Source organism: Halomicrobium sp. HArcht1-1 (genome assembly GCF_058933285.1).
Map to the genome: position 1 here is coordinate 1,760,440 of NZ_JBZYDL010000001.1, position 20,790 is coordinate 1,781,229.

A 20,790-nucleotide genomic window follows, 5' to 3' on the forward strand; every position below is an offset into this window, starting at 1 on the left:
TCGACGACGATCGACACAGCGGGATATTGACAAGGCAGGGGGCACAACTGTCGGTGATGGCAATCCAAAAGCTGCTGCCGGTAACGTACGCGTGGCTCGTCGTTCAGGGACTGCTGGCGTCGCTGCTGCCCAAGCAGGCGATCGAGCTGAACTCGCGCCTGACGCTCTCGGGGTTCGAGAATCCCGGTGACCTGGAGCCCAAGGCCTGGTACGTCAGAGCGACTCGCGTCGCCGGAGTCGGCATGCTGACCGCCGGTCTCGCCGGTCTGCTGTCGGTGTCTCAGCTGGAGGACGACGACGCCGAGACTGCGGAGTCCACCGAGTCCGCCGACCCGATCGAAGTCGACATCGAACCGGACGACTGAGGCGGAGTATCGTCTGTCCCGGATCGATCGACGCCGCCGCGCGACCGGGCAAACGACGACAACCGTCCGGCTCGTACTGCCGGCTGTCCGTCTGTAACGAATGTTGCGACCCCGTGGTCACAAATATCTCGAAACAGTGACAGCCGGCAGTATCAGGCGTCGTCCGCCAGGACCAGTCCGTCGACGGCGACGACGCCGAAGCCGTCTTCGAGTTTTGCTTCGAGGACCGACGCGGGATCCGTCCCGTCGACCGTCGCGGTCACCGCCACGTTCACGTCGACGCGGATGTCGGTCCAGGTCGGGTCGACGCCAGTGACACGGTCGATCGTCACCGCGTCGACGGCGTCGACACCGGCGAGTACCGCCGCGGCACCGGTTTCGAGGTCTCCGGACTCACCGCGCGGGACGCGCAGTGAGACGCTGGCCGTTGCATCGACCGTGGGTGTCGCTGTCAGCGACATAGCACTTCGCCGCGAGTCGAACGCGGAGCGGCCGAGGGCCGCCTGGTACCGACCAGCGAAGCGGTGATCCATCCGACGGCGTCGAGCGCCAGCGATGCCTCTGTCTGGCACCTGCGGTCGTCGACGCCGAACTGCCGGGCACCACGGCGGTGCCACCACGACGCGGCGTCGTGGATTTGAGCGTCTCACCGGGGGTCGAACCCGCCCGTCAGACCGAACGGTGGTCGACGGGAGTCCAGCACTGTGAGACGAGAGCGCGGGTCACGGACAGACGGGACGCCGCCCGTCGTGACTGTGGAGAGTCCAGAACCGTGGCCCGCGCCGGTCGCCTACGCGGCGATCGATGCGGGCCGACGATCCCAGGTGTCCACGCGAGCGCCCAGCGCCACCGGAATAGGGGACCGCAGTGCCCGGATCGCTGCCCCGGGATTTGCGGCGGACTCGCAGCCGGCGAGGTGTGCGAGCGTGGTGGTTGTGAGCGGATTGAGCATTTGGAACACCGTGGGCCGTCGTTCGTGTCACTTCCTACAGGAGGATATATATTAAATCTTTATCACGAATGGCAGGACGTACCACGGGTTGTGGTACCGCATCTAACGGTACGGAGAGACGGTTGATACTGAGGGTATATAAATAAGTGGGGCGTTCCCGGTGGTTGAAAAGCCGCTGTCCGACTTATGTGTCGGAGACGCTACGGTCGATACATGGCACGAGACGCTCGACACGGAGACTGGGCGACGATCACGAGAGCCGCGTTCGTAGTCGGGGGTGGTGTTCGATGACCGACGCCGACGTGACCCGCCGACGCCTGCTGCAGGGTGCGGCCGGGCTCACCGTCGCGGCTGCCGCCCGTCCCGCAGTCGCGCAGTCCGACGGGCCGGAGTTCGGGGGCTGGTTCGACAACGTGGGCAACTACGACGGCGTGGTCGACGAGACCGGTAGCGGCGAAGTGACGGTCTCTGTCGGCGCAGACGCCAACGGCGGTGCCTTCGGGTTCGGCCCCGCAGCCGTCGAGGTCTCGCCGGGAACGACGGTCGTCTGGGAGTGGACCGGGAGCGGCGGCTCACACAACGTCGTCGCCGAAGACGGCACGTTCGAGAGCGAACTCACGAAAGAGAGCGGCCACACCTTCGAGTACACGTTCGAGGAGACGGGCACCTACAAGTACGCCTGTACGCCCCACCGCTCGATGGGGATGAAGGGTGCCGTCGTGGTCAGCGAGGGCGGCAGCTCTGGGACCGAGACGGCCCAGAGCGAGGAGAGCGGCGGATCGGAGCCGGAGTTCGGGGGCTGGTTCGACAACGTGGGCAACTACGACGGCGTGGTCGACGAGACCGGCAGCGACGAAGTGACGGTCTCTGTCGGTGCAGACGCCAACGGCGGTGCCTTCGGGTTCGATCCGGCGGCCGTCGAGGTCTCGCCGGGGACGACGGTCGTCTGGGAATGGACTGGGAGCGGCGGCTCGCACAACGTCGTCGCCGAAGACGGCACGTTCGAGAGCGAACTCACGAAAGAGAGCGGTCACACCTTCGAGTACACCTTCGAGGAAGCGGGCACCTACGAGTACGCCTGTACGCCCCACCGCTCGATGGGGATGAAGGGTGCCGTCGTCGTCTCGGAAGCCAGTTCCGGTGCCAGCGGTGACGGGGGCGGCGAAAGCGGCGGTGGCTCCGGTGGCTCGGGTGGCGACCCGTTCTCACCGGGTGCCAGCGCGCTCGGCATCTCGCTGCTGATCGCGTTCCTCTCTCCGCTCGGACTGGCTGCGTTCCTCCGACGACGCGGGGCTGACGAGCCAGGCTCGGGCGGTCGCCCACGCGCTGGCGACTGATCGCACGACCGGGCGGGCGTGGCCCCAGCGGCCAGCAGCCACCGTTATCTGCTTCCCGCTCGACGCTCGCGTATGAAGCAGTACGACAGACTCTACCGACTCTACGACGACTTCGATACGGCGTCGTTGCGTGCCTATCAGGAGTTCGTCGACCTCTTTCCGCCGGTCGATTCGCGGGTCGCACTGGACCACTGGCAGGACGCCAGCGACGAACTGGACGAGCGAAAGCGCGAGATCCGGGAAGCGTACCCGACGACTGGCGAACGCTACGCGGCGATCGCGGCGTACCTCGAACGAGATCAGGCCTTTACGGCGCTGGATCTGGCGACCGAGTACGGCCGGCCGATCAACGCGCTCGTGCTCGACGTCGACGAGACGCTGCGCAGTGCCGGGACGACCGACAACGAGATCCCCCGAGAGACGCTCCACCTCCTCGATCTCCTCCACGAGGACGGCATTCCGATCGTCGTCTGTACCGGACAGACCCTGGAGAACGTCAAGGGATTTCTCATCCAGGGGCTCGGCAACGCCTTCGTCCACTCGGGTGACGTGAGCATCGTCTACGAGTCGGGCAACGGCGTGTTCACGCCCCGCCACGGCAGCCAGACCAAGCGGCTGCTGTACGAATCGCTGGACGAATCGATCACGAACGTCTTCGACACCGTGCGTTCGCGGATCCTCGCCGACGCCCCCGACGCCGTCGCACGAGGCTGTCACCTCCAGGGCAACGAGTTCAACGTCACGCTGAAGCCAAACGCCGAGAACGGCACCCGCAAGGCGGTCGAGATCATCGACGACGGCCTGCTGTACCTGCTCGATCTCCTCGGCGAGACGGTCGCGAGCGAGGTCGACGCCGACGTGGACGAGCCCGGCGAGTGGGCGCGGGCGTACTACGCGTCCGATCCCGAGATCCGCGCGGTCATCGAAGACGCGGGCGAGGGACAGGAAGCCAGTCCCGACGAGACGCCGCCTGCCCTCCGGTCGCTGTTCGACCGCATCGACGTGGGGTACTACGAGGGTGACGCCGCGGAGATCGTCAGCCTCGAACTCGACAAGCCGACCGGGGTCCGGGCCGCCTTCGACGTACTCGACATCGACGACCCGTTCGCGCTCGTGATGGGCGACAGCAAGAGCGACCTGCGGGTCATGGAGTGGCTCGAACGAGACGACGCCGGCATCGCCGCCGCGCCGGAACACGCCTCGCGGGACGTGCTCGATCACGTCGTCCGGACGAACGAACTCCTCTTCGACGAGGGCGACGCCGCTGCGGTGCTGGCGGTCGTCTACGGCCTGAACCGACTCGTCACGAGCGCCGACGAGACGGACGCGTGAGCGCGGCGACAGCCGCCCGAACGGTCAGGACTGGGAGTGTGCGGCCTCGACGTGTGCCAGTGCCTCCTCGGGCGTCATCCCGCGGACGCCACAGGAACACGAGCGCAGTTCCGGATCGGTGAGTTCGTCGACTTCGACCGTCCGAGCGCGCTGGAGCCCCTCGTCTGGGTCGTAGTCGTAGTAGAGCCGGTAGTTCACCTGCGTGACGCCCTCGATGCGATGGTCGGCGTCGGGATCGGGATTCTCGATCGCGTCCTCGTGTTCGGCCTGCATCTCCGCTTGCCACTGTTCGAGCGTCGCCTCCGGATCGCGGTCGTCGGTCATACCTCGTCCTCGCCGCGACGCCTGAAAAATCTCCGGCCCGTGTCCTCGTTCGCGATCAGGGCTCGACGAGCACTTTGATCGCGTCGCGTTCGTCCATCGCCCGGTAGCCCGCGGCGATCTCCTCCAGCGAGACGGTCTCGGTGAAGATCGGCGACGGATCGAGCGTCCCGCCGAGCACGTCTTCGAGTAGCTCGTCGGCGTACGCTCGCACCGGCGCGACGCCGCCCCGGAGAGCGACGTTGTCTCCGAACATATCGAAGATGGGCACACCGGCGTCGTCGACGCCGTGGGGGACACCAACGTAGCCGACGGTACCGCCCGGCCGACAGACCTCGACGGCCTGCTCCATCGCGCTGGCGGCACCCACGCATTCGAGCACGTGCTCGGCACCGCCGTAGGTCAGTTCGCGCACCCGATCGACGACGTCGGTGCCGTCGCCGCCGAGCACCGTCTCGGTCGCCCCGAACTCGGCGGCCAGCTCCAGCCGATCGGGGTGGTGTCCGACGGCGACGATCCGGGACGCTCCCAGTCGTCGCGCCGCCAGGACACCACAGAGCCCGACCGCACCGTCTCCGACGACCACGCAGGTGTCGCCCGCGTCGACGCCCGCACTGACCGCCGCGTGGTGGCCCGTCCCCATCACGTCGGTCAGCGGGAGCACGGATTCGAGCACGTCCTCGTCGTCGGCGTACCGATCCGGGACGCGGACCAGCGTCCCGTCGGCGTGGGGCGAGCGGACGTACTCGCCCTGCGCGCCGCCGTTGTCCCCGCCCCAGCTGTCGCCGTTGACACAGGAGGTGTGGAGTCCGCGACGGCAGTACTCGCAGTAGCCACAGCTGACGACGAAGGGCGCGAACACGCGATCACCCGGCCGAACGCTGTCGACGTCGTCGCCGACGGCCTCGACGATCCCCATCGGCTCGTGACCGACGCGTGAACCCGCCTCGCGGTCGCTCTCGCCGCGGTAGAACCAGAGGTCCGAGCCACAGACCGCGGTGTGTGTCACGCGGACGATGGCGTCGCCGGGGGCTTCGATCTCCGGCCGCGGTACGTCCTCGACGCTGATCTCGCCTGGTCCGTCGTAGATGGCAGCACGCATGTGTACTCGCACGGCGACGAGGCCCTAAAGTGGGACGCCTACGCGCCCCCGCACCTGGCTGCGAGGGCCACCTTTCGTCTCGCATCTTTCTCCGTCGCTTCGTTCCGCAGAAGAGTGTTCTTCACCGATACGTTTCGACGGCGACGCCCGGAATGTTCTCGAAGTGGCTGTCGCCAGCGAGCACCGGTTCGTCACGCTCCAGCGCCGTCGCCGCGATCGTGGCATCCCCCTTTCCGATTCCAGGCCCCTCGTCCTCGTCTGCCTCCGCCATGCGTTCCCCGAGAAGGCGTCCCGCGCGACGGGCAATGCTCGGGGTCGTGTCCACCACCGGGTAAGAATCGAGTACGGCTTCCACCGCTCGATGCTCCTGGCGAGTGTTCGCTGCCTTCCCGACGCCGATATAGAGCTCCAAAACGGTCGTCGACGGGATTACTAACGGGACGCTCTCGGCTTCGAGTTCCCGTTCTTTCCTAACGGCGGCGTCAACGTCGTCGATGACATCTAGAACAAAACTCGTATCGACGATCATTCGAAGCGCTCCGCGACCTCTCGAACTTCGTTGCGGTCATCTCGGTCGGCAGCATCGATCGCAGCACGCATCTCACTGACTTGCTCGTCGTCGAAGACATCGCGCAGGTCACGGAGCGAGTGGCCACCGATGAGCCGCTCGACCGCGTCGCTGAACGACTCGTCGTCGCGCTTGCTCGCTTTGATACGCTCGTACACGTCGTCTTCGAGTCGTACCTGATGGGACATCCTTGTTGACAGTGTTGACGTTCAACGGGAATGAAGATTCTGATCGGATGGGTGACAATCCCGACGAAAAGCGCTCTCGACGCCGAGGAGGCTATCCGAAACGGGCCGGCTGCACACTGCTCCAAACGAAACACGATCGGACGAAAACTACAAGACGGGCGGTTCTGTGGATGCTCCGTCAGGGATTCGAACCCGATGCCAGACCTCCCGAAGATCGGTCTGCCGTGATTCGAGTCTGTGTCTGTCGCGTTCGCTCCTCACGTACGTTCGTCGCAGAATGCTCCGTCAGGGATTCGAACCCTGGTCCTTGCCGTGAGAGGGCAAGATGATTGGCCGGACTACACCAACGGAGCGCACCTCAACGTATCGGGGAGATACGTATAATGGTTGCGTTTTGGCACCGCCCTGTGTGGGTTACGCATGCAAGCACGCCCCCTCACCGTCACTCTTCGTCGTCGAACGGCGAGCCGGCGGCGTCGGGTTCGTGGCCGGCGAGACTGATGATGTTCTCGCGGCCGACGCGGAGCTTGCTGATCTCGCCGTCCTCCTCCATGTCCGAGAGGAGCATGCTGACTTTGGACTTCGACCAGTCGGTCTCCTCGACGATGTTGACCTGCTTCATGCGCCCGCCGTTCGATTCGAGGAGCTTGACGACGCGGTCGCTGTCCGAGAGCAGTTCCTCGTCGGGGATCGGCGTCTGGCTGTCCGTCGCCGAAGCGGCTGTCTCCGACGTGGTGTCGGTGTCGCTGGCGGTGCTCGCGGTGTCGCCGGGCAGCGAGACCGAACCGTTTCGGTACGCGATCGCGCTGCCGACGCCGAGCACCAGGATGACGGCCCCGACGATCCAGACCATCGGGTTGTCGGTCCCGCTCGGGAGCGGTGCCGTCGTCTGCGGGCTCTGCGTGTCGTCCTCGGCACCAGAACCGCCAGCGGCGGTCGTCGCGGCAGAACGCGGTTCGAGTTCGAGGTACGGTCGCTGCTGTGCGAATTGCTGTTCGCCCTCCCAGGTGACGCTCTGGCTCTGTGTCAGCGAGTCGGGCTGGGTCTGTGAGGTCGGCGCGGGGTCGACAGTGGTGAACTGGAGCCCCTCACCGCTGACGAACACGATCGACTGGTCCGGCCCGATGTAGAAGTTCTCGCCGAACACGTCGCCGACGACGACCCGCTCTCCGTCGGTCCGGGCGAAGTGCGTCCAGGTGAACGCCAGTGCGATCGTCCCGCGGTCGTCGAAACTCGCCGTGACGTTCGTGTAGGCGTCGCGATCGAACGACGTCGCTGCCATCGGCCGGCCGGTGGCGTTGCGGCCGATCGCAGTCAGGGTCTCGGAGCGACTGACGAAGTTCCGGTACAGGTCCGTCTCCTCGCTCTCGAAGCGCTCGGCGAAGTCCCGAAACTGCCGCTTCTCGGAGTCGTTGGCCAACCGACGGTGGTGCTGGATCGACCAGCGCGCAGAGCCGTTCTCGGTGACCGTGATCTCGAACGTCGTCTGGTCGAATCCGTCGGGCTGGACCAACAGGCCACTCGACCTCGTCTCCTGGGCAGTCGTGACGGCGGCCCCGCTCACGAGCGCGGCCACGAGCAGACACCCGAGGAGGACCTGACGATGCATCTGTCATATACCACCTGAGGACAGAATAAAAACGCTGTGTTGCGCCGAACGCTCGCCCCGACGAGAGCGGAGATTCCGGTCTCGTACGGATGAGCCCCTTCGTGTGGGTGTTCGCTACCTTGCGACGGCAAACCGGTCACAGAACGGAGGGTCAGTCCGCGAGCGCGTCTGCGAGCCGCTCGACGGGATGTGACGGTGATTCGTGCCCGCGTCGATCACCGAGCTGCGTGCGACAGGACGCCCCCGGTGCGACGACGGCGTCGCCGTCGCTGTCCGCGATCTGATCGAAGAGAATCCGTCCGATCGCCTGGCTCATCGAGTAGTGTTCGGCCTCGTAGCCGAAGCTGCCGGCCATCCCACAACAGCCCGAATCCAGCGGGTCGACGGCGTAGCCCGCCCGTCTGAGGACGCCGACGGCATGGTGGTCTCGCGAGACGGCCTTCTGGTGGCAGTGGCCGTGGTAGGTCAGCGTCTCCTCGCCACCGGTCCAGTCGACGCGCTCGTCGAGGCGGAACCGATCGAGGTACTCACAGAGACCGTACGCGTTGTCGGCGACGGGGGCGGCGTCCGAACCCAGGAGGTCACGGTAGTCCGACTGGAACATCACGGCGTCGGACGGCTCGACGAGAACCACGTCCCACCCGTCGGCCACGCGGCCCTCCAGCGCGTCGACGTTCGTCCGTGCGCGCTCGCGAGCCACGTCGACGAAGCCCTTCGAGTGGGCGGCGCGGCCGCTGCTGGTCGCGTCGTCCGGGACGGCGACGTGTACGTCGGCGGCTTCGAGGACGCGGACGGCCGCACGGAGCACGTCGGGGTTGCTGTAGTTGTTGTACGTGTCGGGGACCAGCAGCGCCCGGCGCTGTGCGTCCTCTGGGTCGACGGCGGGGCCGCGCTGGGCGAACCAGTCCTCGAAGGACTCGCGCCGGAAGGTCGGGAGCGATCGCTCGCTCGCGATCCCGACCAGCCGCTCGGCCAGTACGTCACTGCCGGGTGCCCTGGCCAGCCAGTTCGACAGCGGTGCGAGTCGACTCCCCCAGGCGCTGAGGGTCTCGACGTGCGCGAACAGCTTCGACCGGAGGCTCGCACCGTGTTCCTGGTGGGAGGCGTGTTCGACCTCGGTCTTGAGCTTGGCCATGTCGACCTCGCTGGGGCAGTCTTTCGCACACCCCTTGCAGCCGATACAGAGGTCCATGATCTCGTCGACGAACGTCTCGTCTGTCGGATCTGCCGGGAGGTCGCCGCTCATCGCCTGGCGGAGGGCGTTGGCTCGCCCCCGCGTCGCGGTCGACTCCTCGCCCGCGGCCCGATAGGTCGGACACATGACGCCGCCGGTCGTCTCCTGAGGCCCGCGACAGCCCCCACAGCCGTGACACAGCTCGACCATCCCCTGGAACCCGTTCTCGTTGTCCCACTCCATGGCCGGCTCGAACGACATCTCGAACTCGTAGTCGGGATCGAACCGCAGGTCGTCGGTCATGTCGACGGCGCGGGCCCGCGCGGGGACGCCCTCGGGAATCGTCTCGTCGGCCGCGTAGCCACACACCTGTCCGGGGTTCAACAGCCACTCCGGGTCGAAGGCCGCTTTCAGCTCTCGGAACACTTCCCACACGTCCTGTCCGTACAGCTTTCGGTTCCACTGGGTGCGCGCACGCCCGTCGCCGTGCTCGCCCGAGACGCTGCCGCCGTAGGTCGTGACGAGGTCGGTCGCGCCGTCCGCGATGGCTGCCATCTGCTCGACCCCCTCGACCGTCTTCGTGTTCACCAGGGGTCGGATGTGGAGACAGCCAGGACCGGCGTGGGCGTAGAAGCTCGCGAACGTGTCGTTGTCGGCCAGCAGCTCCTGGAACTCGGCGACGTAGTCCGCGAGGTTCTCCGGCGGGACGGCGGTGTCCTCGATGAAGCTGATGTGTTTCGCGTCCGAGGTCCGACCGAGGAGAATCGGGAGCCCGCTCTTGCGGAGCTTCCAGAACCGCTTTCGTTCGCTCTCCTCGTGGGCCTCCTGTCCGTGAAACGCCTCTCGTGGCGCGTCGGTCAGCGAGTCGGCCCCGCTCTGTGCGACGCCGTCGGTACCGACGCTCCCGACCCGATCTGCGAGGAGATCCGCGACCCGCTCTTTGCCCTGCGGGTCGTTCTCGGCGTAGAACTCGACGAGCAACACCGCGCCGGTGTCCGCCGGGAGGAGCTGGTCGACCAGGTCGCCGAACTCCTCGGTGTCGGCGGCCAGCTCAAGCAACACGTCGTCGAGGACTTCGACCGCCGCGGGATCGTGTTCGAGGATCGCCGGCACGTCGGCCATCGCGTCGATGAGGTCGTGATAGGAGAGCAGCGCCAGCGACTTCGTCTCGGGGACCGGCTCCAGCGAGACCGTCGCTTCGGTCACGATGGCCAGGGTCCCCTCGCTGCCCGCGAGCAGCCGTGCGACGTTGACCGATCCGTCTTCGGCCTCCGAGAGGAGGCGATCGAGATTGTAGCCGGAGACGTTTCGCTTGAGGTCGGGAAACGCCGCGGCGACCGCCTCGTGCTCGTCGTCGACGAGCCGTGCGATCGCCCCGTATATCTGACCTTCGAGCCCGTCCCGGTCGGCCCGCGATCGCAGCTCGTCGAGCGTGACCTCGCCGAACGTCGTCACGGTCCCGTCCGCGAGGACGGCCTCGCAGTCCTCGATGTACGCGTCGGTCTTGCCGTACTTCAGGGAGTGTGCGCCCGTGGAGTTGTTGCCGATCGCGCCCCCGAGGACGCTCTTGTCGCCCCACGCCGGATCGGGGGCGAACTTCAGGTCGTGGTCGGCGAGCCTGTCGTTCAACGCCCCGAGGGTGACGCCGACCTGTGCGCGTGCCGTGCGTCCCGCCGGATCGACCGACTGGATCGCGTCCATGTGGCGCGAGCAGTCGACGACGACTGCCTCGTTGACCGCCTGTCCCGCGAGGCTCGTCCCACCGCCTCGCGGCAGGACCGGCGTTCCCCGCTCGGCGCAGTAGTCGACGACCGCTGCCACGTCGGCCGTCGAGGTCGGATAGACGACGCCGATCGGTACCACCTCGTAGGCGCTCGCGTCGGTCGCGTACAACTGTCGCGTGTACTCGTCGAACCGGACCGCCCCGTCGATGCGGTCTTCGAGGGCGGCGACGAACGCGGGGCGCTCGACGGAACCCCCCTCGTAGTCGTAGTCCGCCCGATCGTCGGTAGCCGGGTCCGGCCCACCCCGATCGTGTCGTGTTCCCATATCGGATTCTTCGACCGGACCCCGATTAAAGCACCGGGCCACCGCTCTCGCTGCCGGCTGTCAGCCCGCTCTCTGCTCTCCGGACGGGAACCGAACGGCCGCGACAATCAGAGTTCTTTCCACTCGGAGGGCTGGCTCGTGAGACCCATGACGCGGGCCTGACGGGTGCCGTCCTCCTCGCGGAACTCGATGAGGCCGTCGAACGCCTGCTTGATGACCTAGAGGGTCTGGTCGTCGTGTGCGCCGGAGTCGATCGTGAACACGCCGACGTAGCCCGCCGAGTCCAGTCGCGACGAGAGGATGTGACAGAGCTTGAACACGGTCTTCTTGTCCGTGTACGTCAGCATCGTCGACAGGGAGACCAGCGCGAGCCGTCCCTGGTCGCGCCCGCTCTTGTGGAGCCCCTCCAGTGCTTTCGTGATGCCGATACCGATGCCGGTCAGGTCGCCCGGAGAGTTCACGTGATGGATGTACGCGCCGCTCTGTGCGGCCTCACCCCCGCTGTTGTCGCCGCGGCAGTCGACGACTCCGAGCTGGGAGTCGTCCATCTCGGGTACGTCCGTTCGGAACTCGTCGACGACCGAGCTCGCCTGATCGTTCGTCGTCACGACGACCGCCCCCTCGCCGTTACCCACCCCATCTTTGAGGATATCCATCGCGAGGGCCTCTTTGCCACTCATCGCAGGTCCCGCGACGAGTAGGCTCGTCCCCGGACGAACCGAGTCCAGCGCGTCGAAGTCGAGTACGGTTGACAGGTCGTACATATTCTCTGACAGTTTATTCGTCTTCACCATTACTGAGCCCACGCAACGTTGCGATAAAGTCGGCGTCGTCGCCGATACCACCGAGTGATTCCGAGAGTTCGGATTTTAGTTCTCCGATCTCCTCCTTAAGTTCATCGTATTCGTCGCTCTCTTCCAGCTCCGCGCTGCTCTTGCTCGCTTCGAGCGTCGCTTGCTTCTCGACCAGCGAGTAGTACTCCTGCAGGAGAGTGTCGTACTCCGAGCGTTCGAGCAGGTTCTCCACTGTCTCGTGGAGCTGTTCGCTCCGGATCGGCTTCGAGAGATACGCGTCGAATCCCATCTCCAGAATGTCGAAGTCCGGTTCGACCGCCGTCACCATCGAGACGCGACAGCCGAGATCACGTTCCCGGATCCGCTCCAGTACCTCGTCGCCCGAGAGTCCCGGCATCATACGGTCGAGTAACACGACATCGACGCTGTCGTCGAGTAGGTCGAGCCCTTCGTCACCGTCGTGGGCCATCCGGACTTCGTAGCCGTTTCGGAGCCATAGCTTGTATGTTTCCGCGACGTCCGGTTCGTCCTCGACGATGAGCACGACGGGGCGATCCGATTCAGACATCTATTCTCTACACGTGGTTACTTTTTCATCATACATAGCCCTGTGGGTCTGTCAGCGCGCCGAATCAGCGGCCAGTACGTCAGTTCGGTCCCACTGTGTGGCGGCCATCCTGCGTCCCGATCGAGCCCTCGCGTCTCCGAACAGTGCCTTCCGGCGAGACAGACCAGCACACACAAGCCCGTCGGGCCCGACCTCGATCGTATGATCCGAAACCTTGCACCGTCGAGCGGGGTCTTTACCAGCAACGTCTTTCTCGTCGAGGGCGAGACGACGACGCTGGTCGACGTGGGCAACGACTTCGACGTGGTCTCCGAGGTGCGAGCCGTCGTCGACGAGATCGATCAGGTCGTCCTGACACACACCCACCGCGATCACGTCGGCACCCTCGACGCGGTCCGGGACGCGTTCGACGCGCCGGTCTGTGGCTACGACGACGGCTTCGACGGCGTCGACCGGGCGATCGCCGACGAGGCGACCCGACAGATCGGCGACGAGGAGTACGTGGCGCTCCACACGCCGGGTCACAAGGACGACCACCTCTGTCTCTACGCGGCCGAGGCGGGCGTGCTCTTCGCCGGTGATCTCGTGTTTGCCAACGGGAGTTTCGGGCGGACGGACCTCGAAGAGGGCGACCGATCGCGACTCGTCGAGAGCATCGACCGCCTCCTCGATCTCGTCGACGAGGACCTCGCCGAGATGCACGCCGGTCACGGTCCCAGCGTCACGGACGACCCGTACGGCAACATCGAACTGGCGAGGCAGGCCGCGCGGTTCTGATACTGCCGGCCCCGGCAGTCGAACACGCTCTGTCAGGCCAGCCCGTAGTAGCCCGGCTCGTCGTCGGCACTCGGCTCGGCGAAGACGAACGCGTCGGCGTGTTTGATGAGCCACGGAATGGCCCAGTCCATCAGGACGTTCTCGGTCTCGACGTCGAGTTCCGCTTCGGCTTCCAGCCCCTGGAGGAGGCGACCGATCTCGTAGATCGTGTACATCTCGTCGTCGTCCAGTACCTCCTCTGGCTCGCGAAACTCCAGCGGGCGGAGATCGTCGAACTCGTCTTTCGGTTGTGGCATGGGCGCTGGTTCCGCGCCGCCGTGCGTAAAGCCCTCGAAAGCGATACGCTGTGGTCGACGGCGAGTGTCGCCACTGATCGACGATATCGAAAGAAAGTGCGAAGCTCGGGAGCCCGCCGTCGGGCGACGTTACTCGAAGTGACCGACTGCGGTCTCGTACTGCGACGCGACCTCGTCCCAGTCGACGACCTCGAAGAAGGCGTCGACGAAGCTGCCGCGGTCCGGGCCGTAGTCGTAGTAGTACGAGTGCTCCCAGACGTCCAGCGCCATGATGGGGTGAGAGCCCCAGAGTGCGCCCTGGTCGTGCTTGTCGACCGTGACGTTGCGGAGCTGTTTGGCGACCGGGTCGTAGACGAGCAGCGCCCAGCCACCGGCGGCCGAGGCGGCTGCCTCGAACTCGCCTTTCCAGCCCTCGTAGGAACCGAAGTCCGCTTCGATCCGGTCACGGAGTTCGCCCGACGGCTCGCCGCCGCCGTTGGGGGACATGTTGTCCCAGAACAACGTGTGGAGATAGTGTCCACTGCCGTTGTGGGTGACGTTGCCCAGCGCACCGGCGCTAGATCCGAACTCACCCGACTCGCGGTTCTCCGCGAGGGTCTCCTCGGCGGCCGCGAGGCCGTTGACGTACCCCTGATGGTGGGTGTCGTGGTGCCAGGTGAGTACCTGCTCTGAGATGTGGGGCTCCAGCGCGTCGTAGTCGTACGGAAGTGGCGGCAGTTCCGGATCTGAGTGTTCGGACATGATAAATCTCCTCCATCTTTTGGGTCGGGCGGACGCCTGTTAAACGTTTAGGAGACGCACGATACCACACCGCACGCACGTGCCGACCGCCTGCTGGCCGTTCTCGGCCGGTAATTCGGGTCCCGACGCCGAGACCGTCGGCGACCCGCCGTTGGGCCTAACTCTCGCCGCGAGCAGTCTCGAACATCTCCAGGGCCTGGTCGCGTCGCTCGCTGTGGTCGACGATGGGATCGGGGTACTCCGGGGCGGCGTTGCGACGCTGGGTCGGGCTGAGATCGGGCCACTCGTGGATCACCGACGGTTCGGCGTCGCGCAGCTCGGGCACGTACGTCTTGATGTACTCCGCGTCGGGGTCGTAGCGCTGGCCCTGCGTCATCGGGTTGAAGATCCGGAAGTACGGCTGTGCGTCGGTGCCCGTCGAGGCCGCCCACTGCCACCCGCCGTTGTCGTTCGCGGTGTCGTGGTCCACCAGACGCTGTTTGAACCACTCGTATCCCGCTCGCCAGTCGATCAGCAGGTCCTTGGTGAGGAAGGAGGCGACGATCATCCGGACCCGGTTGTGCATGAACGCCTCCTGGCGGAGCTGGCGCATCCCGGCGTCGACGATCGGGTACCCCGTTTCGCCGTCCTTCCAGGCCTGGAGCGCCTCGGGGTCGTCGCGCCACTGGAGCGGCCGCTCGTAGGACTTGTAGTTGTCCGTGACGACCGACCGGTTGGCAAAGAGGACCTGCGTGTAGAACTCTCGCCAGGCCAACTGCGACTGGAACTCCTCGACGGATTCGCGCCGTTCTTCGTCGTTGGCCGCTTCCGCCGCGCTCGCAGTCCGTTCGTACACCTCTCTGATACCGATCGTCCCGAACTTGAGATGTGCGGAGAGCCGCGACGTACAGTCGTCTGCGGGGTAGTCCCGGCGATCCTCGTACCGATAGATGTCGTCCTCGCAGAACGCGTCGAGGAGATCGCGGGCCGGTTCCGTCCCAGCCGGAGGGAGCTCTGCCTGTGGTTCCTCGAAGCCCAGATCGTCGATCGACGGCAGGGGGTCACCGGACACGTCGGCCAGTTCGTCCGGGCTGGGTGCGTCGTAGGGCTCGTCTTTCTCTCGGTCGTGCCACTTCCGCCCGAAGTAGGTAAACACCGAGTACGGATCGCCGTCGTTGGTCGTGATCTCGCCGGGGCGATGGAGGACCGAATCGGAGACCGCCTCGCGTTCGACGCCCGCGTCGTCGAGGGCCTGTCGGACGGCGATGTCGCGCTCGATGCCGAGCCCGGAGTAGGCTTCGCCCCAGGTCACGCCGTCGGCTCCGAACGCCTCGGCCAGCCGCGGGATCTCGGCCGTCGGATCGCCGCGAGCGATCACGAGATCGCTCCCGCGGTCACGGTACTGTGCCCGCAGCGAGTCGAGGGCGTCCAGCATGAACGCCACACGGGGCGGTGCGGCGTGGTCGAGGACGGCGTCGTCGAAGACGAACACCGGGACGACCGGGCTGTCGGCCGTCGCCGCGGCCAGGCCGGCGTTGTCGCTCGTCCGGAGGTCGCGTCGATGCCAGTGGATTCGCATACGAGACAATCGGCCCGGCCCCTTCTCAAAGGCACCCCTACTCTGTTGGTGGCGACCTGACCAACGCTTTTGGTCGTCCTGGTCGTCGGTGCGGGACATGACCGGAGATCAGGTCCGCGTCGAGATCGCAGACGAGGTCGCAACGATCACACTGAACCGCCCCGAGGCACGGAACGCGCTCTCCGCGGAGGCCGCAGACGAACTCGCTGCGGCGATCGAGACCGCCGAAGACAGCGGGGCACGGTGTGTCGTCCTCCAGAGCGAGGGCGCGACCTTCTGTGCCGGCGGGGACGTGGACGCGATGCTGGAGAGCATCGACCGGGACGTGCCGCCGGCAGAGCGCGTCGAGGTCGTCGTCGGCGCGGTCAACCGCGCGATCAAGCGCGTCTACGACTGCCGGCTCCCGACCGTGGCGAAGATCGACGGTCCCGCCTTCGGGGCGGGTGCGGGGCTGGCGATCGCCTGTGACCTGCAACTCGCGAGCCCGGCGGCGAAGATCAGCTTCGGGTTCCGCCGCGTCGGGCTCGCGGTCGACTCGGGCGTTTCCTACCTCCTCCCGCGGCTCGTCGGGCTCAACACGGCCAAGGAGCTGATCTTCACGGGCGAACTGGTCGACGCCGACCGCGCCCGCGATCTCGGGCTCGTGACCCGCGTGTTCGAGGCGTCGTCGTTCGACGAGGGCGTCGAGAACATCGTCGAGACGATCGCGACGGGGCCGACGGCGGCACTGACGGCCTCGAAGCGACTGGTGAACCATCAGCCCGACTCCTTCGACGCCGCGACGGCGCGGGAAGCGAACGCGCAGGGCGTCGCCTTCTCGACCGCGGACCACGAGGAGGGCGCGCGAGCCTTCGTCGAGAGTCGCGAACCAGAGTTCGAGGGGCGCTGATACCGCCGACTTCCCGAATTCGTCAACGCTTATGTAGAGTGGGGTTTACGACACGACCAATGGCCGACAAGGCGACGTTTCGACTCGCGCTCGATCGGGAGAGCCGATCGGGACGCTACTACCGCAACGCCGTCGAACGACACTGGGACCCCGCGGCGATCGACCTCGACGACGACCGCGGGCCACTCGTCGAAGCACACCCCGCGACCTTCGACCACCTGCGCTCGACCGTCGCGAAGTTCGGTGCCGGCGAGCGCGCCGTCACGGAGGATCTCGCTCCGCTCTCGGTCGTGCTCGACGACGCCGCCGACCAGGCGTATCTCAGCACGCAGCTGTACGAAGAGGCGCGCCACCTCGATTTCTTCGAGCGATACTGGACGGCGGTGATCAACCCGGTCGAGCGCGAGCGCGACCTGCCGGTGAGTTCGCCGACCGAGGACCGGTGGGTCAACGACGCGTACGACGAACTGCTCTCCCGCACGGACGCGGCGATGCACCGACTGCTCGACGACGACACGCCCGAGCACCGCGCGATCGCGCTGTGTCACTACCACCTGACCATCGAGGGCATTCTGGCACAGACGGCCTACTGGGGGCTCCAGCAGAGCTACGGTCCCTCAGAGCCAGCCCTTCCGACGCTGCCGGGCTTTACCACTGGACTGGAACGCATCCGGAGCGACGAGGGCCGCCACGTCGGGTTCGGGATGAGCAAACTCCGCGAACTCGTCGCGGACGGCGTCGATCCACAGCTGCTACACGACACCGTCACCGAACTCCTGGGACTGGTCCAGCAGACGACGACCGACGGACTGGGCGACGGCAGCGAGGAGACGCCGGGCCCCTCCGCCGACGACCTGCAGCACTACGCGATCGAGAAACACACCGAGCGGATGGCACAGATCACGTCTCCCGAGACCAACCTGCCGGACGTGGACACGCTCGTGACTCTCGATTCACCGTGATCCGTGCCGACGACAGCGCGCGCCGAGAGATGCCAACTTCCAAGACCATAACACCGGAATGTGGGATATGAACGCGGACGAATCACCAGACTGGGAGTTCAAGGAACGCGACGTGTTGATCCTCAGAGAGCTGGCCGACGATCCGGAGCTCTCCTCGCGAGACCTGGCCGACATCCTCGAAGCGGACCACGACATCTCGGTGTCACACGTCACCGTCAGCGAATCGATCCGCAAGATGCGCCAGGAGGGGGTCTTCCGCGACACGATCGTCCCCAACGAGGAGTACTTCAACTTCGCGCTGTTCGAGTTCAAGTTCAACCCGGAGCACTTCGAGGACGGCTGGCGCGAGGCTATGACGACGATCCGCGACGACAGACACACGATGTTCTACTTCCTCTCGGACGGGGAGTACCAGTGGAAGTCGGTGATGATGTTCCCGAGCCGGAAAGCGGAGTCACGCTGGATCCACGAGTTCTACAAGGACCACGGACACGTCGTCCAGAACATCCGCAACTCCGTGATACACAACGTCTTGAAGTTCCAGACAGATCCCGAGATATTCACGGAACTCGAACAGGACGGCACTTAGAGCTTGCTCTCGGCGTCTTCCGCGAGTTCCTTCATCCGCTTGCCAACGCGGCCGGCGTCGGAGAACTCGTCTTCGCTCATCGCGGTCGCCAGCGAGTTGCCCAGCACGAAGACGGCGTGTTTGTGTTCGCTCTTGGACTTGTGAACGTCCGAGGGGCGCACGTCGAGCTCGCCGTAGGCGTCGAACAGCTCGGGGTCGACGCTGTCCATCTCGTCGCGGAAGAAACGCATGATCAGCACCATCTGTTCGTGAAGCTCGAGAAGCTCGTCTTTGTGCATCTTGCCACTAGTAGACGGTGCCAATAGTATAAGAATTGCTTGTGAACAGCTACCAGTGGTGGTTCGTCTGCTGAGCGTCGCTCGCTAGAAGACGTACTCGTCGTCGTGACCCATCATCCCGTCGTCCTCGAATCCCCCGGGGTCGTCCTCGTCGTCCATGGGCCCGCTGGTCTTGTAGGCTTTCAACCCGGTCGAGAGGAGATCCTCGATCGCTTCCTCGCGGGTGAGGAACTCGCCTTCTTCGACGAGCTGGGCGATCTGCATCTCGAGGTGTTCCGGGATCGTTATCTCTACCTGTGGCATCGGAACGTACGGAGGTTCGATAGATCCCCTTATAAATCTGGCGGGGCGAGTTACCGAACGTGAGAACAATACTGTGGCTTCCGACGACATAGGTTTTTGATATCGGAATATTTCTGTTGAATGTAGAAAACGACGACGCCCGGCCACGCGGCGGCCAGTAGCCGGCCGATCGATCACGAACGACCCGCCACTTCGTGACGATAGTCACGCTGAAGCGTCCCCCGTCCGTAGGTCGCGCCATGTGTGGAACGGGTCGTCGGGACCGACGCTGGCAGCCGAGCGAGGGTGACCGGCAGTGACCGAGCCAAACGAGAACACGCTCTGGGGACGGGTCATCGTCGAAGAACTGGTCGCGAACGGGATCGAGGCGGTCTGTGTCGCACCCGGTAGTCGGTCGACGCCACTGACCGTCGCGGTCGCACAGCACCCGGAGATACGCGTCTACTCTCACCTCGACGAGCGGTCGGCGGCCTACTTCGCGCTCGGTCGGGCACGGCGGACCGGGACGCCGACGCCGCTGATCTGTACCTCCGGCACGGCAGCGGCGAACTTCCACCCGGCGGTGATCGAGGCCAACCAGTCCCGTGTGCCGATGGTTCTGTTGACCGCCGACCGACCCCGAGAACTGCAAGACAGCGGCGCGAACCAGACGATCGACCAGGAGAAGCTCTACGGCGACGCCGTCCGTCAGTACCGCTCGCTCCCGGAGCCGGCACCGGAGCCGCGTCGGCTCCGATCGCTTCGGACCACCCTCTCTCGGGCCGTCGCGACTGCGACCGACACGCCCGCTGGTCCGGTCCACCTGAACGTGCCCGTCTCGAAGCCGCTCGAACCGACGCCGGTCGAGGGCGCGGTTCCGGACGATCTCCCGGAGCGCGCTCCGGTGGGTGCGAACGGCCGGGACGGGCCGATGGTCCGAACGACCCGCGGCGACAGGACGCTCTCGGCGTCGGAACTGTCCGCGCTCGCCGACCGACTCGACAGAGAGCGAGGTCTGATCGTCGCCGGTCCGTCGAACGGACCCACGCCCGACCGAGACGCGCTGGCAGCGCTCGTCGACGCCACGGGCTTTCCGGTACTCGCCGATCCGCTGTCGGGGCATCGCTTCGGTTCCCACGTCGTCGACCGGCCCATCTGTGGGGGGTACGACTCGTATCTCGACGCCGGGGAGTGGCCCGACCCGGATGTCGTCCTCCGGTTCGGGGCCTCGCCGACCTCGAAGACGCTGCGTCACTGGCTGCGCGACGCCGACGCCGCCCAGTTCGTGGTCGATCCGGCCGGCCAGTGGCGCGAAGCGACGTTCACCGCGACCGATCTCGTCGTGGCCGATCCGACGGGGCTGGCGACGGGGCTGGCCGAGCGACTCGACCGACCGGCCACGGCCTGGACCGAGCGGTTCGAGACCGCAGAGGCCCGCTACTGGGACCTCGCCGAGCGCGCACACGACGAGCAGTTCTTCGAGGGGACGGTCGCCGCGACGGTCGCCAGCGCCGTCCCGGATCCGACGACGGTGATGGTCTCGAACAGTATGCCGGTTCGGGATCTGGATCGGTTCGGACGGCCCCGAGCGGCCGACGTGACCGTCCTGGGCAACCGCGGGGCCAGCGGGATCGACGGGATCACCTCGACGGGGCTCGGTGCGGGCAGCGCGACCGACGACCCGTTGGTCGTGCTCACCGGCGATCTGGCCTACTACCACGACATGAACGGCCTGCTCGCGGTCGGGCGCTGTGACGTGGACGCGACGATCGTCCTCGTGAACAACGACGGCGGCGGCATCTTCCACGAACTCCCTATCGAATCCTTCGAGCCGCCCTTTACCGACCAGTTCCGGACGCCCCACGGGCTGGACTTCGAGCCGACGGGCGCGCTGTACGACCTCGAATACGACCGCGTCGAGGGTCGTGGTGCTCTCGCCGACGCCGTGGCGTCCTCGGCCGGTGCGTCCGGCACGCAGATCGTCGAGTGTCGGTTCGACAGCGAGCGGAGCCATCGGTACCGGGATCGGGTCCACGAGCGCGTTCGCGAATCGCTGTAG

Annotated in this window: 22 protein-coding genes and 1 tRNA gene; 8 read left to right on the forward strand and 15 right to left on the reverse strand. The window is 66.1% G+C overall.

The annotated features are described in order from the left end of the window. Positions 1 to 56 precede the first annotated feature (56 nt). On the forward strand, positions 57 to 365 hold the full coding sequence (locus AC5FRZ_RS09280) for a DUF6199 family natural product biosynthesis protein (protein WP_153553541.1): 309 nt from the start codon (positions 57 to 59) through the stop codon (positions 363 to 365). Between the two features lie 152 nt (positions 366 to 517). Here AC5FRZ_RS09280 and AC5FRZ_RS09285 read toward each other — a convergent pair whose 3' ends face one another. After that, positions 518 to 826, reverse strand: a complete 309-nt coding sequence (locus AC5FRZ_RS09285) for a hypothetical protein (RefSeq protein ID WP_170095360.1) — start codon at positions 824 to 826, stop codon at positions 518 to 520. Between the two features lie 778 nt (positions 827 to 1,604). Between AC5FRZ_RS09285 and AC5FRZ_RS09290 the strand changes: the two genes are divergently transcribed. Beyond that, positions 1,605 to 2,654, forward strand: coding sequence for a halocyanin domain-containing protein (locus AC5FRZ_RS09290; protein ID WP_493564441.1), 1,050 nt, complete (start codon positions 1,605 to 1,607; stop codon positions 2,652 to 2,654). 72 nt (positions 2,655 to 2,726) lie between these two features. Continuing rightward, positions 2,727 to 3,986: an HAD family hydrolase gene (locus AC5FRZ_RS09295; protein ID WP_372478875.1), complete on the forward strand. Its 1,260-nt coding sequence runs from the start codon at positions 2,727 to 2,729 to the stop codon at positions 3,984 to 3,986. Between the two features lie 24 nt (positions 3,987 to 4,010). On the opposite strand, the gene AC5FRZ_RS09300 is transcribed toward AC5FRZ_RS09295, so the two are convergent. The 9 genes from AC5FRZ_RS09300 to AC5FRZ_RS09340 all read right to left on the reverse strand — a co-directional run bounded on the left by AC5FRZ_RS09300 (position 4,011) and on the right by AC5FRZ_RS09340 (position 12,359). Next, the gene (locus AC5FRZ_RS09300) at positions 4,011 to 4,310 is read right to left on the reverse strand and encodes a hypothetical protein (protein ID WP_170094439.1); all 300 of its coding nucleotides are present in this window, start codon (positions 4,308 to 4,310) and stop codon (positions 4,011 to 4,013) included. A 55-nt stretch (positions 4,311 to 4,365) separates the two neighbouring features. Further along, positions 4,366 to 5,409: a zinc-dependent alcohol dehydrogenase family protein gene (locus AC5FRZ_RS09305; RefSeq protein ID WP_170094440.1), complete on the reverse strand. Its 1,044-nt coding sequence runs from the start codon at positions 5,407 to 5,409 to the stop codon at positions 4,366 to 4,368. Positions 5,410 to 5,530: 121 nt separating this feature from the next. Further along, entirely contained in the window at positions 5,531 to 5,938 is a 408-nt protein-coding gene (locus AC5FRZ_RS09310; protein ID WP_170094441.1) for a PIN domain-containing protein, read from the reverse strand. Further along, the gene (locus tag AC5FRZ_RS09315; protein ID WP_170094442.1) at positions 5,935 to 6,165 is read right to left on the reverse strand and encodes a DUF7557 family protein; all 231 of its coding nucleotides are present in this window, start codon (positions 6,163 to 6,165) and stop codon (positions 5,935 to 5,937) included. The genes AC5FRZ_RS09310 and AC5FRZ_RS09315 overlap by 4 nt, the downstream gene beginning before the upstream one ends. A 278-nt stretch (positions 6,166 to 6,443) precedes the next feature. Then, positions 6,444 to 6,518: transfer RNA gene (locus tag AC5FRZ_RS09320), tRNA-Glu, on the reverse strand. Positions 6,519 to 6,607: 89 nt separating this feature from the next. Then, positions 6,608 to 7,774, reverse strand: a complete 1,167-nt coding sequence (locus tag AC5FRZ_RS09325; protein WP_372478872.1) for a helix-turn-helix transcriptional regulator — start codon at positions 7,772 to 7,774, stop codon at positions 6,608 to 6,610. 151 nt (positions 7,775 to 7,925) lie between these two features. Then, positions 7,926 to 10,997, reverse strand: coding sequence for an FAD-binding and (Fe-S)-binding domain-containing protein (locus AC5FRZ_RS09330; RefSeq protein WP_493564442.1), 3,072 nt, complete (start codon positions 10,995 to 10,997; stop codon positions 7,926 to 7,928). A gap of 218 nt (positions 10,998 to 11,215) precedes the next feature. Beyond that, a complete protein-coding gene (locus tag AC5FRZ_RS09335) occupies positions 11,216 to 11,761 on the reverse strand; it encodes a DUF7504 family protein (RefSeq protein WP_493564443.1) in 546 nt (181 codons plus the stop codon). A 13-nt stretch (positions 11,762 to 11,774) separates the two neighbouring features. Continuing rightward, a complete protein-coding gene (locus AC5FRZ_RS09340) occupies positions 11,775 to 12,359 on the reverse strand; it encodes a response regulator transcription factor (RefSeq protein ID WP_170094446.1) in 585 nt (194 codons plus the stop codon). A 201-nt stretch (positions 12,360 to 12,560) separates the two neighbouring features. Between AC5FRZ_RS09340 and AC5FRZ_RS09345 the strand changes: the two genes are divergently transcribed. Further along, positions 12,561 to 13,136, forward strand: a complete 576-nt coding sequence (locus AC5FRZ_RS09345) for an MBL fold metallo-hydrolase (RefSeq protein ID WP_493564444.1) — start codon at positions 12,561 to 12,563, stop codon at positions 13,134 to 13,136. A gap of 32 nt (positions 13,137 to 13,168) precedes the next feature. Here AC5FRZ_RS09345 and AC5FRZ_RS09350 read toward each other — a convergent pair whose 3' ends face one another. The 3 genes from AC5FRZ_RS09350 to AC5FRZ_RS09360 form a co-directional block, all read right to left on the reverse strand. Continuing rightward, positions 13,169 to 13,432, reverse strand: coding sequence for a DUF5827 family protein (locus AC5FRZ_RS09350; RefSeq protein ID WP_153553551.1), 264 nt, complete (start codon positions 13,430 to 13,432; stop codon positions 13,169 to 13,171). A 129-nt stretch (positions 13,433 to 13,561) separates the two neighbouring features. Further along, positions 13,562 to 14,173, reverse strand: a complete 612-nt coding sequence (gene sod / locus AC5FRZ_RS09355; protein ID WP_015763492.1) for a superoxide dismutase [Mn] — start codon at positions 14,171 to 14,173, stop codon at positions 13,562 to 13,564. A 157-nt stretch (positions 14,174 to 14,330) separates the two neighbouring features. Then, a complete protein-coding gene (locus tag AC5FRZ_RS09360) occupies positions 14,331 to 15,731 on the reverse strand; it encodes a cryptochrome/photolyase family protein (protein ID WP_493564445.1) in 1,401 nt (466 codons plus the stop codon). 97 nt (positions 15,732 to 15,828) lie between these two features. Here AC5FRZ_RS09360 and AC5FRZ_RS09365 point away from each other — a divergent pair, with 97 nt between their 5' ends. The 3 genes from AC5FRZ_RS09365 to AC5FRZ_RS09375 all read left to right on the forward strand — a co-directional run bounded on the left by AC5FRZ_RS09365 (position 15,829) and on the right by AC5FRZ_RS09375 (position 18,171). Next, the gene (locus AC5FRZ_RS09365; RefSeq protein WP_493564446.1) at positions 15,829 to 16,620 is read left to right on the forward strand and encodes an enoyl-CoA hydratase/isomerase family protein; all 792 of its coding nucleotides are present in this window, start codon (positions 15,829 to 15,831) and stop codon (positions 16,618 to 16,620) included. A gap of 59 nt (positions 16,621 to 16,679) precedes the next feature. Then, a complete protein-coding gene (locus AC5FRZ_RS09370) occupies positions 16,680 to 17,582 on the forward strand; it encodes a ferritin family protein (protein WP_493564447.1) in 903 nt (300 codons plus the stop codon). Positions 17,583 to 17,649: 67 nt separating this feature from the next. Continuing rightward, entirely contained in the window at positions 17,650 to 18,171 is a 522-nt protein-coding gene (locus AC5FRZ_RS09375; protein ID WP_170094451.1) for an Lrp/AsnC family transcriptional regulator, read from the forward strand. On the opposite strand, the gene AC5FRZ_RS09380 is transcribed toward AC5FRZ_RS09375, so the two are convergent. Beyond that, complete coding sequence (locus AC5FRZ_RS09380) at positions 18,168 to 18,449, reverse strand: UPF0058 family protein (protein WP_015763487.1); 282 nt, start codon at positions 18,447 to 18,449, stop codon at positions 18,168 to 18,170. The genes AC5FRZ_RS09375 and AC5FRZ_RS09380 overlap by 4 nt on opposite strands. An 84-nt stretch (positions 18,450 to 18,533) precedes the next feature. Next, a complete protein-coding gene (locus tag AC5FRZ_RS09385) occupies positions 18,534 to 18,752 on the reverse strand; it encodes a ribbon-helix-helix domain-containing protein (RefSeq protein ID WP_015763486.1) in 219 nt (72 codons plus the stop codon). Between the two features lie 295 nt (positions 18,753 to 19,047). Between AC5FRZ_RS09385 and menD the strand changes: the two genes are divergently transcribed. Continuing rightward, positions 19,048 to 20,790 (forward strand): 2-succinyl-5-enolpyruvyl-6-hydroxy-3-cyclohexene-1-carboxylic-acid synthase, encoded by a 1,743-nt coding sequence (menD, locus tag AC5FRZ_RS09390; protein ID WP_493564448.1) that lies wholly within the window; start codon positions 19,048 to 19,050, stop codon positions 20,788 to 20,790.